The organism is Curtobacterium sp. B8 (assembly GCF_000333315.1).
GTDB lineage: Bacteria > Actinomycetota > Actinomycetes > Actinomycetales > Microbacteriaceae > Curtobacterium > Curtobacterium luteum.
On sequence record NZ_BACW01000458.1, the window covers coordinates 1 to 13,799 of the forward strand.

13 protein-coding genes and 2 tRNA genes are annotated in these 13,799 nt (G+C 68.0%); 12 read left to right on the top strand and 3 right to left on the bottom strand.

All coding sequences use genetic code 11. The annotated features are described in order from the left end of the window. Window positions 1-235 precede the first annotated feature (235 nt). The 9 genes from dnaN (at window position 236) to I59_RS11835 (ending at window position 9,624) form a co-directional block, all read left to right on the top strand. Complete coding sequence (gene dnaN, locus I59_RS11795) at window positions 236-1,381, top strand: DNA polymerase III subunit beta (protein ID WP_022904043.1); 1,146 nt, start codon at window positions 236-238, stop codon at window positions 1,379-1,381. Between the two features lie 70 nt (window positions 1,382-1,451). Then, window positions 1,452-2,339, top strand: coding sequence for a phosphogluconate dehydrogenase (NAD(+)-dependent, decarboxylating) (gene gnd, locus I59_RS11800; protein WP_022904044.1), 888 nt, complete (start codon window positions 1,452-1,454; stop codon window positions 2,337-2,339). Window positions 2,340-2,372: 33 nt separating this feature from the next. Continuing rightward, a complete protein-coding gene (gene recF / locus I59_RS11805; protein ID WP_022904045.1) occupies window positions 2,373-3,587 on the top strand; it encodes a DNA replication/repair protein RecF in 1,215 nt (404 codons plus the stop codon). Beyond that, a complete protein-coding gene (locus I59_RS11810; protein WP_022904046.1) occupies window positions 3,587-4,087 on the top strand; it encodes a DUF721 domain-containing protein in 501 nt (166 codons plus the stop codon). Before recF ends, I59_RS11810 begins: the two co-directional genes overlap by 1 nt. A 132-nt stretch (window positions 4,088-4,219) precedes the next feature. Beyond that, window positions 4,220-6,196, top strand: coding sequence for a DNA topoisomerase (ATP-hydrolyzing) subunit B (gene gyrB / locus I59_RS11815; RefSeq protein ID WP_022904047.1), 1,977 nt, complete (start codon window positions 4,220-4,222; stop codon window positions 6,194-6,196). 131 nt (window positions 6,197-6,327) lie between these two features. Then, window positions 6,328-8,964 carry a DNA gyrase subunit A gene (gene gyrA, locus I59_RS11820; protein ID WP_022904048.1) on the top strand — a complete coding sequence of 879 codons (2,637 nt, stop codon included), beginning with the start codon at window positions 6,328-6,330 and terminating at the stop codon, window positions 8,962-8,964. Next, the gene (locus I59_RS11825) at window positions 8,957-9,364 is read left to right on the top strand and encodes a DUF3566 domain-containing protein (RefSeq protein WP_022904049.1); all 408 of its coding nucleotides are present in this window, start codon (window positions 8,957-8,959) and stop codon (window positions 9,362-9,364) included. Before gyrA ends, I59_RS11825 begins: the two co-directional genes overlap by 8 nt. A 75-nt stretch (window positions 9,365-9,439) precedes the next feature. Continuing rightward, window positions 9,440-9,516 (top strand) — tRNA-Ile (locus I59_RS11830). Window positions 9,517-9,551: 35 nt separating this feature from the next. Then, window positions 9,552-9,624: transfer RNA gene (locus tag I59_RS11835), tRNA-Ala, on the top strand. A gap of 140 nt (window positions 9,625-9,764) precedes the next feature. On the opposite strand, the gene I59_RS11840 is transcribed toward I59_RS11835, so the two are convergent. Next, window positions 9,765-10,334: a hypothetical protein gene (locus I59_RS11840; RefSeq protein WP_022904050.1), complete on the bottom strand. Its 570-nt coding sequence runs from the start codon at window positions 10,332-10,334 to the stop codon at window positions 9,765-9,767. 116 nt (window positions 10,335-10,450) lie between these two features. Between I59_RS11840 and I59_RS11845 the strand changes: the two genes are divergently transcribed. After that, window positions 10,451-10,990, top strand: a complete 540-nt coding sequence (locus tag I59_RS11845) for a peptidylprolyl isomerase (RefSeq protein ID WP_022904051.1) — start codon at window positions 10,451-10,453, stop codon at window positions 10,988-10,990. Window positions 10,991-11,375: 385 nt separating this feature from the next. Continuing rightward, window positions 11,376-11,849, top strand: a complete 474-nt coding sequence (locus I59_RS19905; RefSeq protein ID WP_261976563.1) for a rhomboid family intramembrane serine protease — start codon at window positions 11,376-11,378, stop codon at window positions 11,847-11,849. A 365-nt stretch (window positions 11,850-12,214) separates the two neighbouring features. On the opposite strand, the gene I59_RS11855 is transcribed toward I59_RS19905, so the two are convergent. Continuing rightward, a complete protein-coding gene (locus tag I59_RS11855; protein ID WP_022904052.1) occupies window positions 12,215-12,469 on the bottom strand; it encodes a cell division protein CrgA in 255 nt (84 codons plus the stop codon). Window positions 12,470-12,551: 82 nt separating this feature from the next. On the opposite strand from I59_RS11855, the gene I59_RS11860 reads away from it, so the two are divergent. Beyond that, entirely contained in the window at window positions 12,552-13,196 is a 645-nt protein-coding gene (locus I59_RS11860; protein ID WP_031273692.1) for an aminodeoxychorismate/anthranilate synthase component II, read from the top strand. Between the two features lie 204 nt (window positions 13,197-13,400). On the opposite strand, the gene I59_RS11865 is transcribed toward I59_RS11860, so the two are convergent. Continuing rightward, on the bottom strand, window positions 13,401-13,799 hold a 399-nt coding region (locus I59_RS11865; RefSeq protein ID WP_148286202.1), incomplete at its 5' end, for a PASTA domain-containing protein.

Genomic DNA, 13,799 nt, shown 5'->3' on the forward strand with positions numbered 1-13,799 from the left:
TCATCCGACCTCGTGCCACACCACTCACAACTCACACCTGTGTAGTTCCCTGTGGAGAAGCGGGATGCACAGAGTTATCCACACTGTGCACAGGCGTTAACACCATTGATCCTGGTTAACGATGAATCTCCGCGGGACAACCTTGTGGACGGCGGATGACAAGAATCCGGCGCCCCCTCCGCTGTGCCACAATGGGGCGGCCGGACAGTCCAACCGATCGACAGGGGTCCCAGCTGTGAAGTTCGAGGTCAACCGGGACGTCTTCTCCGAAGCCGTCTCCTTCGCGGTGAAGCTCCTCCCACAGCGCACGACCCTCCCGATCCTCTCCGGCGTGCTGATCCACGCCGACGGCGATCGTCTGACGCTCTCGTCGTTCGACTACGAGGTCTCCGCGCAGACCTCGATCACGGCGCAGATCGACGAGTCGGGCACGGTCCTCGTCTCGGGCCGGCTCCTCAACGACATCGCGAGCCGCCTGCCGAACGCGCCCGTCACGTTCACGACCGAGGACACGAAGATCTCGGTGACCTGCGGCTCCGCGCACTTCACGCTGCTGTCCATGCCGGTCGAGGAGTACCCCACCCTCCCGGAGATCGGACCGCAGACCGGTGTCATCCCCGGGGACGCCTTCTCGGAGGCGGTCTCGCAGGTCGCCGTCGCTGCGAGCCGCGACGACGTCACGCCGGTCATCACCGGCGTGCAGCTCGAGGTCGGCGACAACGACCTCTCCCTCATCGCGACCGACCGCTACCGCGTCGCCGTCCGGACCATCGCGTGGGACTCGGGCCGCGTCGGCTCGGAGCCGCTCCACGCACTCGTCCCGGCCCGGACCCTGCAAGAAGTCGGCCGCACCTTCGGCTCCGCGTCGACGGTGTCCGTGTCGATCAGCGGCACGTCCGACCGCGAGCTCATCGCGTTCCACGCCGACGACAAGACGGTGACGTCCCTGCTCATCAAGGGCAACTACCCGCCGGTCCGCCGGCTCTTCCCCGAGACGGTCGACGACCACGCGGTGATCAACACCGCGGAACTCGTCGAGGCCGTCCGACGGGTCTCCCTCGTCCTGGAGCGCGAAGCAGCGCTCCGGTTCTCCTTCTCGGTCGACGGGCTCACGCTCGAGGCGATCGGGTCCGAACAAGCGCAGGCGTCAGAGTCGATCGATGCGTTGCTGACCGGTGAGGAAACGGTGGTCTCGTTGAAGCCCGCCTTCCTCCTGGACGGGTTGAACGCGGTGCACTCCGAGTTCGTCCGCATCTCCTTCACCAAGACGGAGAACCCCAACAAGCCCGGCCCGGTGCTGCTCACCGGCCAGACTTCGCAGGAAGCACCTGCCACGGACGGATACCGGTACCTGCTGCAGCCCAATCTCCTGCTGCGGTAAGCGCAACAGCCGAACACTGCGCTGACGCGCCCCACCTGCATCAGCGCGACGACGAACAGAAGAGGAAATCATGCACATCGGTCTTGTCGGCCTCGGTCGCATGGGCAACAACATGCGTGCCCGTCTCCGCAACGCAGGCATCGAGGTCACCGGGTTCGACGCGAACCCCGCCGTCTCGGACGTCGCCAGCCTCGCGGACCTCGCGGCCGCGCTGCCCGAGGGCCAGAAGCTCGTGTGGGTCATGGTCCCGCACGGCAAGATCACCGACGACGTCATCACCGAGCTCGCCGAGGTCCTCGGCGAGGGCGACCTGGTCATCGACGGTGGCAACTCGAAGTGGCTCGACGACACCAAGCACGCCGAGCAGCTCGGCGCCGAGGGCATCCGCTACATGGACGCCGGTGTCTCCGGTGGCGTCTGGGGCAAGGACAACGGCTACGGCCTCATGGTCGGCGGTGACGTCAAGGACGTCGAGTTCGCCATGCCGGTGTTCGACGCGCTCCGCCCCGAGGGCCCGCGCGAAGAGGGCTTCTCGCACGCCGGCGGCGTCGGTGCCGGGCACTACGCGAAGATGGTCCACAACGGCATCGAGTACGCGATCATGCAGGCGTACGGCGAGGGCTACGAGCTCCTCGAGGCGAAGGACATCGTGCACGACGTGCCCGCCGTCTTCGCCGGGTGGCAGCGCGGCACGGTCGTGCGTTCGTGGCTGCTCGACCTGCTCGTGCTCGCCATCAACGAGGACCCGAAGCTCGACGAGCTCGAGGGCTACGTCGACGACTCGGGCGAGGGTCGCTGGACCCTCGAAGAGGCGATCGAGCTCGCGGTGCCGATGCCCGCGCTCTCGGCTGCGATGTTCGCCCGCTTCGTCTCGCGTCAGGGGAGCCAGTCCCCGACGATGAAGGCCGTCGCGGCGCTCCGCAACCAGTTCGGCGGCCACGCCGTCAAGAAGGCGTAGTTCAGGTCACCACCTGAGCTCGTCCCGGCCCGCGTGCACGTCGACCACCTGCAACTCACCGACTTCCGGAACTACCGGGAGGCGGAGGTCGACCTCGCACGCGGGCCGAACCTGTTCGTGGGCCGCAACGGTCAGGGCAAGACGAACCTCGTCGAGGCGATCGGGTACCTGTCCACGCTCGGCTCCCACCGCGTGCCGACGGACGCCGCGCTCGTCCGGCAGGGGTGCGACGCGGCGATCGTCCGCGCGCGACTGGCGCACGAGGACCGCAGCATCCTCGCGGAGGTGCAGATCAACCGGTCGGGATCGAACCGGGCGCAGGTCAACCGGGCGGCGATCAAGCCCCGCGAGCTCCCTCGGTACTGCACGAGCGTCCTGTTCGCCCCCGAGGACCTCGCGCTCGTCCGCGGCGAACCGGCCGGGCGCCGGCGGATGCTCGACGAGCTCTTCGGGCAGATCGCGCCGCGCATGCAGGGCGTGCTCGCCGACTACGACCGGACGCTCCGGCAGCGGAACACCCTGCTGAAGTCCGCGCGGGCCACCGGCTCGAAGGCCGGGGCGCTCTCCACGCTCGACGTCTGGGACGACCGGCTCGTGTCGTTCGGCGCCGAGATCATCGCCGCCCGGGACCACCTCACGCGGCGGCTCGCCCCCTTCGTGACGGAGGCGTACGCGACCGTCGCCGGCGAACGGCACGAGGCGACGATCACCGGCGTCCTCAGCGTCCGCGGCGGTGACCCGGAGGACGCGGCAGCGACGGACCCCGTGCTCGGGACCCCGGACGAGCCGGTCACGGTCCCCGCTGCGGCCGAGGCGTTCAGGAGTGCGCTCGACCGCCGCCGCCGGGACGAACTCGACCGAGGACTGACCCTCGTCGGACCCCACCGGGACGACGTGCTCTTCCAGCTCAACGGGTTACCCGCCCGCGGCTACGCCAGTCACGGGGAATCGTGGTCCTTCGCGTTGGCCGTGCAGCTCGCGAGCGCCGCGGTGCTGCGTGCCGAGTCGACGCTCGGCGACCCGATCATCATCCTCGACGACGTCTTCGCCGAACTCGACGAGTCCCGCCGGGAACGGCTCGCGAACGCGGTCGCGGACTACGAGCAGGTGCTCATCACGGCGGCGGTGTTCGGTGACGTTCCCGAGCAGCTGGCGGCGCACACCGTGCACATCGAGGCCGGCACGATCGTCGACCGGCCCGCGCCGGCCACGACCGTCGACCCGTCGAGCGCGGACACGGCGTCCTGATGCCGAAGCCCTGGAAGCCCACCGAGCCGTCCCGGTTCTACCGCCACCTGAAGGCCGTGTTCGGCGACCCGTCGCTCCGCACCGTGGACGCCCGGCGCCGCCGAGCCCGCGAAGTCGACGCGGACTCCGTGCCCTACGGCCGAGGCCGCGAACCGAAGGGGCTCGGCGACGTCGTCGGCTCCCTCGCGAACGAGCTCGGCTGGGTCGAGCCGCTCGCCCGCTCCGAGCTGTTCGTCGACTGGCCCGGCGTGGTGGGCGAGGAGCTCGCGAAGCACTCCCACCCGGTGACCATCGACGACGGTGCCCTCGTCATCCGGTGCGACTCCACGGCGTGGGCCACGCAGCTCCGACTCATGCGTTCGACCATCACCACGACGATCGCCGAACGGCACCCGCAGGCAGGGGTCGAGTCGATCCGGGTTTCCGGCCCCGACGCCCCCACCTGGAAACGCGGTCCCAGGACCGTCCAGGGGCGCGGTCCTCGCGACACCTACGGTTGAGGCGGCAATTTCATCCTGCCGGGCGAAAAAAGGCCCGTCAGCGGCCGGATTCCGCCTCGAACGAACGGGCGACGCGGTAGACTCGGGAGTGCAGTGTGCGGGCGTTCCGCGCGCAGGCAGGAGCTCTCTCGAATGACATCAGGATCTGACGACGCACAGAAGAACGAACCGTCCTACGGTGCAGACCAGATCCAGGTGCTGGAGGGCCTCGAGGCCGTCCGCAAGCGCCCGGGCATGTACATCGGCTCGACGGGTCCGCGCGGTCTCCACCACCTGGTCTACGAGATCGTCGACAACTCGGTCGACGAAGCCCTCGCCGGCTACTGCGACACCATCTCGATCACCATCCGGGAAGACGGCGGCATCCGGGTCGTGGACAACGGTCGCGGCATCCCCGTCAGCACGCACCCGACCGAGGGCGTCTCGACGCTCCAGGTCGTCCTGACCGTCCTGCACGCCGGCGGCAAGTTCGGCGGTGGCGGGTACGCGGTGTCCGGTGGCCTCCACGGCGTCGGCTCGTCGGTCGTCAACGCGCTGAGCACCGAGCTCGACGTCGAGGTCGCGCGCGACGGGCACGTCTACCGCCAGAGCTACACGGACGGTGTCCCCGTCGCCCCGGTCGTCGAGGGCGAGGAGACCGACCGCACCGGCACCACCATCACCTTCTGGCCGAACGACGAGATCTTCGAGACCGTCGAGTTCGACTACGAGACACTCCGCACCCGCTTCCAGCAGACGGCGTTCCTCAACAAGGGCCTGAAGATCGAGCTCCGTGACGAGCGCACCCCGGACGAGGGCGAAGAGGCCCGCAAGGACACCTTCCACTACGAGCGCGGGCTCATCGACTACGTCGAGTACCTCAACGCGCAGAAGAAGGCGGACAAGGTCCACGAGGACGTCATCTCGATCGAGTCCGAGGACAAGGAGCGTCAGATCGCGCTCGAGATCGCGATGCAGTGGAACACCTCCTACCAGGAGAGCGTCCACACCTTCGCGAACACGATCAACACCCACGAGGGCGGCACCCACGAAGAGGGCTTCCGTGCCGCGCTGACGTACCTGGTCAACAAGTACGCCCGGGACAACAAGATCATCAAGGAGAAGGACGACAACCTCACCGGTGACGACATCCGTGAGGGCTTGACGGCCGTCATCTCCATCAAGCTCGGCGAACCGCAGTTCGAGGGCCAGACGAAGACCAAGCTCGGCAACACCGAGGCCAAGGGCTTCGTGCAGAAGGTCGTCGGCAGCGAACTCGCGGACTGGTTCGACCGCAACCCCACCCAGGCGCGGGACGTCATCCGCAAGGCGATCCAGGCGTCGCAGGCGCGGCTCGCGGCCCGCAAGGCGCGTGAGACCACCCGCCGCAAGGGGCTCCTCGAGTCGGGCGGCATGCCCGGCAAGCTCAAGGACTGCCAGTCGAAGGACCCGACGATCTCCGAGATCTTCATGGTCGAGGGCGACTCCGCCGGCGGCTCGGCCGTGCAGGGCCGCAACCCGCTCACGCAGGCGATCCTCCCGCTCCGGGGCAAGATCCTGAACGTCGAGAAGGCGCGACTCGACCGCGCGCTGGCCAACCAGGAGATCCAGTCGATGATCACGGCGTTCGGCGCCGGTATCGGCGAGGACTTCGACCCGGAGAAGGCCCGCTACCACAAGATCGTGCTGATGGCGGATGCCGACGTCGACGGCCAGCACATCACGACCCTGCTCCTGACGCTGCTGTTCCGCTACATGCGGCCGCTCATCGAGCGCGGCTACGTGTACCTGGCGCAGCCGCCGCTCTACCGCCTCAAGTGGTCGAACTCGGCGCACGAGTACGTGTTCTCCGACCGGGAGCGCGACGCGCTGCTCCAGGCGGGCATCGCGGCCGGCAAGCGGATCCCGAAGGACAACGGGATCCAGCGCTACAAGGGTCTCGGCGAGATGGACTACAAGGAGCTCTGGGACACCACCATGAACCCGGACACCCGCACGCTCCTGCAGGTCACGCTCGAGGACGCCGCGGCCGTCGACAGCGTCTTCGCGACGCTGATGGGCGAGGACGTCGACGCGCGTCGCCAGTTCATCCAGCAGAACGCCAAGGACGTCCGCTTCCTCGACATCTAGTACCGGCCTGGAGGCGCGGTGCCAGCCGCGTCGACCAGTCCCGACCCCCTGTGGTCGCGCCCGGCGCGACCGACGGAACCAGTGCCTCCCGGCCGACGACCGGAGGGCCACCAGAAAGGTGACCACGCCACATGGCTGACGACAACGAGAACGGCGCCGACGAGCAGCCCGAGATCGTCCACGGCGACAGCGGGGACATCGTCGTCTCCGGCGACCGCATCTCGCAGGTCGACCTGCAGCTCGAGATGCAGCGGTCGTACCTCGACTACGCGATGTCGGTCATCGTCGGCCGCGCGCTCCCCGAGGTCCGTGACGGGCTCAAGCCGGTGCACCGCCGCGTGATCTACGCGATGTACGACGGCGGGTACCGCCCCGACCGCGCGTTCTCGAAGTGCTCCCGCGTCGTCGGCGACGTCATGGGCCAGTTCCACCCGCACGGCGACTCGGCCATCTACGACGCCCTCGTCCGCCTCGTGCAGCCGTGGTCGCTGCGCTACCCGCTCGCGCTCGGCCAGGGCAACTTCGGCTCGGCCGGCAACGACGGCGCCGCGGCCCCGCGGTACACCGAGACCAAGATGGCCCCGCTCGCCCTCGAGATGGTGCGGGACATCGAGGAAGAGACCGTCGACTTCCAGGACAACTACGACGGCCGCACGCAGGAGCCCGCGATCCTGCCGGCGCGCTTCCCGAACCTCCTCGTCAACGGTTCGGTCGGCATCGCCGTCGGCATGGCGACGAACATCCCGCCGCACAACCTGCGCGAGGTCTCCGAGGGTGCGAAGTGGGCGCTCGAGCACCCCGAGGCCACGCGCGAGGAACTCCTGACGGCCCTCATGCAGCGGATCAAGGGCCCGGACTTCCCGACCGGCGCGCAGATCCTCGGCACCAAGGGCATCCAGGACGCCTACCGGACCGGTCGTGGCTCCATCACGATGCGCGCGGTGGTCAACGTCGAGGAGATCCAGGGCCGGACCTGTCTCGTCGTGACCGAGCTGCCGTACCAGGTGAACCCGGACAACCTCGCGATCAAGATCGCGGAGGGCGTCAAGGACGGCAAGCTCGCCGGCATCGCGGACATCCGCGACGAGACGTCGGGTCGCACCGGTCAGCGCCTCGTCATCGTGCTCAAGCGCGACGCCGTGGCGAAGGTCGTCCTCAACAACCTGTACAAGCACACGCAGCTGCAGGAGAACTTCGGCGCGAACATGCTCGCGATCGTCGACGGCGTGCCACGCACCCTCGCGCTCGACGGGTTCATCTCCGCCTGGGTCGACCACCAGGTCGACGTCATCGTCCGCCGCACCCAGTACCGGCTGCGCGAGGCCGAGAAGCGCGCACACATCCTGCGCGGCTACCTCAAGGCGCTCGACGCGCTCGACGAGGTCATCGCCCTCATCCGTCGCTCGCCCGACGCGGAAGAGGCCCGCTCCGGCCTCATGGAACTGCTCGACGTCGACGAGATCCAGGCGCGTGCGATCCTCGAGCTGCAGCTGCGTCGTCTCGCCGCGCTCGAGCGCCAGAAGATCCACGACGAGGCTGAGGAGCTCGAGCGCAAGATCGCCGACTTCAACGACATCCTCGCCAAGCCGGAGCGGCAGCGCGCGATCATCATCGAGGAGCTCGACGAGATCGTCGCGCGCTTCGGGGACGACCGCCGCAGCGAGATCATGCTCGGGTTCGACGGCGACATGTCGATGGAAGACCTCATCCCGGAAGAGGAGATGGTCGTCACCATCACCCGTGGTGGGTACGTCAAGCGCACCCGGAGCGACAACTACCGGTCGCAGCACCGGGGCGGTCGCGGGGTCAAGGGTGCGCAGCTCCGTGCGGACGACGTCGTCGAGCACTTCTTCGTGACGACGACGCACCACTGGCTCCTGTTCCTCACCGACAAGGGACGCGTCTACCGCGCGAAGACGTACGAGCTGCAGGAAGCCGGCCGCGACGCGAAGGGCCAGCACGTCGCGAACCTGCTCGCCATGCAGCCCGACGAGCAGATCCAGCAGGTCCTCGACATCCGCGACTACGAGGCCGCGCAGTACCTCGTGCTCGCGACGCAGCACGGGCTCATCAAGAAGACCGCGCTCACGGAGTACGACACGAACCGCACCGGCGGCATCATCGCGATCAACCTCCGCGACGGGGACACCCTCGTGCAGGCGCTTCTCGTCGACGAGCACGACGACCTGCTCCTCGTGTCGAAGCACGGCATGTCGCTGCGGTTCACGGCCTCGAACGACGCACTCCGTCCGATGGGCCGGTCGACCTCCGGTGTGAAGGGCATGTCGTTCCGCGACGACGACTCGCTGCTCGCGGCCCGGGTCGTGTCCGACGACGGGTACGTCTGGGTGATGACGGAGGGCGGCTATGCCAAGCGCACCTCGGTCGACCAGTACCGCGTGCAGGGCCGTGGCGGTCTCGGCATCAAGGTCGCCAAGCTGGCCGCCGATCGAGGGGACCTTGTGGGGGCTCTCATCGTCGGTGAGGACGACGAGGTGCTCGTCGTGCTGCAATCGGGCAAGGTGGTAAGGTCTGCCGTGGCCGAGGTGCCCGCCAAGGGCCGCGACACGATGGGCGTCGTCTTCGCGAGGTTCGCGGACAACGACCGGATCATCGCAGTGGCCCGGAACAGTGAGCGGAACCTGGACGACCAGGACGACGCCGAGATCGAGCCCGCGGGCCCGGTGGAGACGGTCAGCCCGACCGAAGCAGCCGACGACCAGCCCGCCGACCGCGAGGCCGGAGAGGACCAGTCAAGCAATGAGTAGTGTCGCCGAGAAGCTCCAGAAGAAGGCGAAGCGGCCCGTCGGCACCCGGCAGGTCCGCCTGCGTCTGGTGTACGTCGACTTCTGGTCGATGGTGAAGCTGAGCTTCCTCATCGCCCTCGCCGGTTCGATCGTCATCGTCGTCGCGACGGCGCTGGTCTGGGTCATCCTCAACCAGACGGGGGTGTTCACCCAGGTGGACGCCCTGCTCAAGGACGTCACGGGGCAGAACAACTACTCGATCATGGACCAGTTCTCGCTGGGGCAGGTGCTCGGGTTCTCCATCGTCGTGGGCATCCTCAACGTGGTGGTCGGCACCGTGCTCGGTGCGATCGTGAGCGTCCTCTACAACCTCAGTGTGCGGATCACCGGCGGCTTGCTCGTCGGGTTCACGAACAACTGACACACCCGGGCCGGATGGGTCCGACCGCTCGATTTCGTTCTGCGAGGTCGGTACGGTAGGCTCTTTCTGGTCTGAGGGGCTATAGCTCAGGCGGTTAGAGCGCTTCGCTGATAACGAAGAGGTCCAAGGTTCAAGTCCTTGTAGCCCCACCATCTCCACCCACACCGGATAGCATCATCGGTGTTCCGGGGCCTTAGCTCAGTTGGTAGAGCGCCTGCTTTGCAAGCAGGATGTCGGGAGTTCGATTCTCCCAGGCTCCACTCGCAGAAGCCCCTGGTCGCGATTCCGTCGCTTCGCAGGGGCTTCGTTCTGCGTTCACACGCGCCGCCGCCCCCGCGCCGTCCCGGAGACGACGAAGGGCCCCGGCGCGTGCCGGGGCCCTTCGTACGAACCGAGGAGGTCAGGCGGCGGGCTTCTCCGCCGTGTCCGCGTCGTCCGCGACCCAGAGGTCGTCGTCCGCGCGGAGGGTCTGGTAGGCCGCGTAGGCCGCACCGGCGACCGCGACGACACCGACGACGATCAGCGCGACGCCGCCGAAGCCGAGACCCTTCTTCTGGTGCGGCACGTACTTCTCCGCCGACTTCTTCGCCTTCTTGCCCTTCTTCTGGGCCTCCTTGACGATCTTCTTGACGCGCGGGTCGCTCGCGAGGTCCTTGACGCTCAGCACGGAGCCGGCGGTGGCGACGAGGCCGGGGACGACCTCGGTCTGGAACCGGTGCGAAGCGGTCTGCGCAGCGCTCTTCGTCGCGTGCACCCCCGTGGCGACGGCGGGACGGATCCCGTTGTCGATCGCGTTCTGCACCCGGGGTGCGATGTCCTTGCGAGCGGCGTCGGCAGCGTGCGAGCGTGCCTCGGCCAGGATGGCGTTCGCGTGCTCCAGGACCTTGCGCTGCTCACCCAGGAGCGAGGCGGTCTTGCCCTTGAGCTTCTTGATCTGCTTCCTGCGCTTGCGCGGGATCTCGATCGTCATCTGGTACCTCCACAGGATCGGCGTGTGCCCATCCTGCCACCGCGGCGGCTGACAGGTCACGGAGGCTTGCCTGTGCGTACCGTCTGTACGGCAGCAGTACATGCGAGAATCGGAACATGTCTCTGCACACCGCTGTCGCAACGATCCACACGAACAAGGGCGACATCCGCGTCAACCTGTTCGGCAACCACGCCCCCAAGACCGTCAAGAACTTCGTCGACCTCGCGACGGGCAAGCAGGAGTGGACGCACCCCGGCACGGGCAAGGTCTCGACCGACAAGCTCTACGACGGCGTGGTCTTCCACCGCATCATCAAGGACTTCATGATCCAGGGCGGCGACCCGCTCGGCCAGGGCATCGGCGGCCCCGGCTACCGGTTCGACGACGAGATCCACCCGGAGCTCACCTTCCAGAACCCGTACATCTTCGCGATGGCGAACGCCGGCATCCAGGGCGGCCGCGGCACGAACGGCTCGCAGTTCTTCATCACCACGGTGGCCACGCCGTGGCTGCAGGGCAAGCACACCATCTTCGGTGAGGTCGCTGACGACGAGTCGCGCGCGGTCGTCGACGCCATCGAGGGTGTGCCGACCGATGGTCGCGACAAGCCCCTCGAGGACGTCGTCATCGAGAGCATCGACGTCGAGGACGTCTGACCCCGTTGACCGACCCGGCGTCCAACCCGAACACCTGTTACCGGCACCCCGACCGGCAGAGCTTCGTGCTCTGCCAGCGGTGCGGTCGGACGATCTGCCCCGAGTGCCAGACGCCGGCGGCGGTCGGTGTGCACTGCCCGGAGTGCGTCCGTGAGCAGCGGGCGCAGTTCCAGGCGAACCGTCGTGCGTCCGGTGCTCCGAGCGGCCTGACCGTCGCGGGGCGTCGATTCGCCATGCTCGACCGGAAGGCAACGGTCGTCCTCGTGGCGATCAGCGTCGTGGTCTGGCTCCTCGACCAGGTGACGGGTCGAGCACTGACGGGTGCGATGCTCTACTTCGCTCCCGTGGCGGACACGCAGCCTGGCGGATCATCACCGGGTTGTTCGTGCACTCGTCCTTCTTCCCACATCCCTGTTCAACATGTGGGCGCTGTGGATCTTCGGGCGGATGCTCGAGAACATTGCTCGGGACCTGGCGGTTCCTCGCGTTGTTCTTCCTCTCCGGTCTCGGCGGTGACCTCGCGGTGACCCTGCTCGCGCCGAACACCCCGGTCGTCGGGGCGTCGGGGGCGATCTTCGGGTTGTTCGCCGCGTTCTTCGTGATCCAGCGGAGTCTCGGCTACAACGCCGTGCAGCTCCTCGTGATCATGGGACTCAACCTCGTGGTCGGGTTCCTCCCGGGGACGAGCATCTCGTGGCAGGCGCACGTCGGCGGGATCGTCCTCGGGTTCATCACCGGGTTCGTGTTCACGAAGACGCGGAACGTCCGGCAACGCGGGCTCCAGACGGCGCTGCTGGTGACCGAGGCGGTGGTCCTGCTCGTGGGGATCCTGCTCGGCGCCACGGGCGTCTTCGCCTAGGCGGTCCACCCCACGCCCTACTCCGGTCCTGAACGCCCCGTCGCTCCGTGCGGCGGGGCGTTCTGCACGTGCTCTGCAGGTCTCCCGCTGCCGGTCGTCCACCGGTTTCCACAGGCGAGCCCCGTACTTGTCCACAGCTGTGGACAGATCGGTGAGTTACACCGGTGTGATTATCCCCACTGTGGATTCACCTGTGGAAAACTCCGGAGCCAAGGTGTGGACAGCGGTGTGGAGAGTGTGGAGAACTGTCGACAGGCGGTGGAGAGCTCGCTGCGGAGCCACCGAGGCCGTGCCGTCCTTGTGGAGAAACGACGACGCCCGCCGTACCACGGGGGTACGACGGGCGTCGACGGAGACGGGCGTGGTCAGCGCCAGCGCGTGGTCATCAGGAAGCCGATGAACATGATGCCGAAGCCGATCAGGATGTTCCACGAGTCGAGCGACGGAACGGGCAGCGAGCCCTGGGAGATGTAGAACACGATCACCCAGGCGAGGCCGACCAGCATGAAGCCGAACATGACCGGCTTGAACCACACCGGGTTCGGGCTGTCCCCCGCAGTGTCGACCGAGTCGGCTCGGGTCCTCCGGGCGGGCTTGGTGCGGTCCTTGTCCTTGGCCATGGCCGGTATCCTACCGTCAACACAGGTGTGCAGAGGCCTCGCACCGACTGTGCAGATGCCCCAGGAGTACGGTGGACCGCTCATGACCAAGATCCTCGTTGTCGACAACTACGACAGCTTCGTCTACACGCTGAACGGGTACGTCCAGCAGCTGGGCGCCGACACGGACGTCGTCCGGAACGACTCGTTCCCGGAGGACGAGATCGCCGAGCGCATCGCTGACTACGACGGCGTGCTGCTCTCCCCGGGCCCCGGCACCCCAGCGGACGCCGGAGTGTCGATCCCCACCGTCCGAGCGGCCATCGCCGCCGACAAGCCACTGCTCGGCGTGTGCCTCGGGCACCAGGCGATCGCCGAGGCCCTCGGCGCCACGGTCACCCACGCGGACGAGCTCATGCACGGCAAGACGTCGCAGGTGGACCACGACGACAGCGTCCTCTTCGCCGGCGTCCCGCACCCCTTCACCGCGACCCGCTACCACTCCCTCGCGATCGTGGACGGCACGGTCCCCGACGAGCTCACGGTCACGGCACGCACCGGCGGCGGAGTCATCATGGGCGTCGAGCACCGGGACCACCCGGTGTACGGGGTCCAGTTCCACCCGGAGTCCGTCCTGACGGAGGGTGGCTACCGGATGGTCGGCAACTGGCTCGAGACGACCGGTCTCGCGGGAGCGGCAGACCGCGCCACGGGCCTCAACCCGCTCATCGCAGCGCACCGTCCCTGAGTCAGGCCCACTCGGGGTCTGGCCTGTGCAGGGTCAGGCACACTCGGGGTCGGGCACACACGCGTGGTGCACGCCGGCGGGCCGGACCACGCCCGGCGCCCCGCGCCCCGCGCCCGGGCCGCACGTCCGGGCACGTGCGCTGACTCGGGAAACCGCTCCGGGCCTCCAGGGCGGACACTGCGCGCCTGCGTGGCCAGCCGTGCGTCAGCCGTTGTTGCGCTTGCGGTCCCGGTGGTTGCTGTCACCGGAGGGCGTCGGGTTGTCCGTCTGCGTCGAACCGGCGCAGTAGGTCAGCGTGACGGTGCTGCCCTGCGCGATGTCACCAGCAGGCTGGTCCTGCTGGGTCACCAGGCCGCCGGTGCAGGAGTACGACGGGTTCTGCCCGACCGTCAGTCCGAGGTTCGTGAGCGTCTGGTTGGCCTGGGTGAACTGCTGGTTGGTGACGTCCGGGAGCTGCACCTTGCCGTTGGAGACCGTCAGGTTGACGACCGTGCCCTTCGTGGCCGTGGCACCACCCGCCGGGTCGGAACTCAAGACGGTGCCCTCGGGGACCGTCGCGGAGTAGTCCGAACTGACGCGCCGAGTTCGAGCCCGGGCGTCTGG

Bases quoted from the DNA above. Each gene is read 5' to 3' on its own strand.
- gyrB (WP_022904047.1), top strand. From the start codon at position 4,220: ATGACATCAGGATCTGACGACGCACAGAAGAACGAACCGTCCTACGGT.
- I59_RS11855 (WP_022904052.1), bottom strand. From the start codon at position 12,469: ATGGCCAAGGACAAGGACCGCACCAAGCCCGCCCGGAGGACCCGAGCC.
- I59_RS11810 (WP_022904046.1), top strand. From the start codon at position 3,587: ATGCCGAAGCCCTGGAAGCCCACCGAGCCGTCCCGGTTCTACCGCCAC.
- gnd (WP_022904044.1), top strand. From the start codon at position 1,452: ATGCACATCGGTCTTGTCGGCCTCGGTCGCATGGGCAACAACATGCGT.
- I59_RS11845 (WP_022904051.1), top strand. From the start codon at position 10,451: ATGTCTCTGCACACCGCTGTCGCAACGATCCACACGAACAAGGGCGAC.
- I59_RS11860 (WP_031273692.1), top strand. From the start codon at position 12,552: ATGACCAAGATCCTCGTTGTCGACAACTACGACAGCTTCGTCTACACG.
- I59_RS11840 (WP_022904050.1), bottom strand. From the start codon at position 10,334: ATGACGATCGAGATCCCGCGCAAGCGCAGGAAGCAGATCAAGAAGCTC.
- I59_RS11825 (WP_022904049.1), top strand. From the start codon at position 8,957: ATGAGTAGTGTCGCCGAGAAGCTCCAGAAGAAGGCGAAGCGGCCCGTC.
- gyrA (WP_022904048.1), top strand. From the start codon at position 6,328: ATGGCTGACGACAACGAGAACGGCGCCGACGAGCAGCCCGAGATCGTC.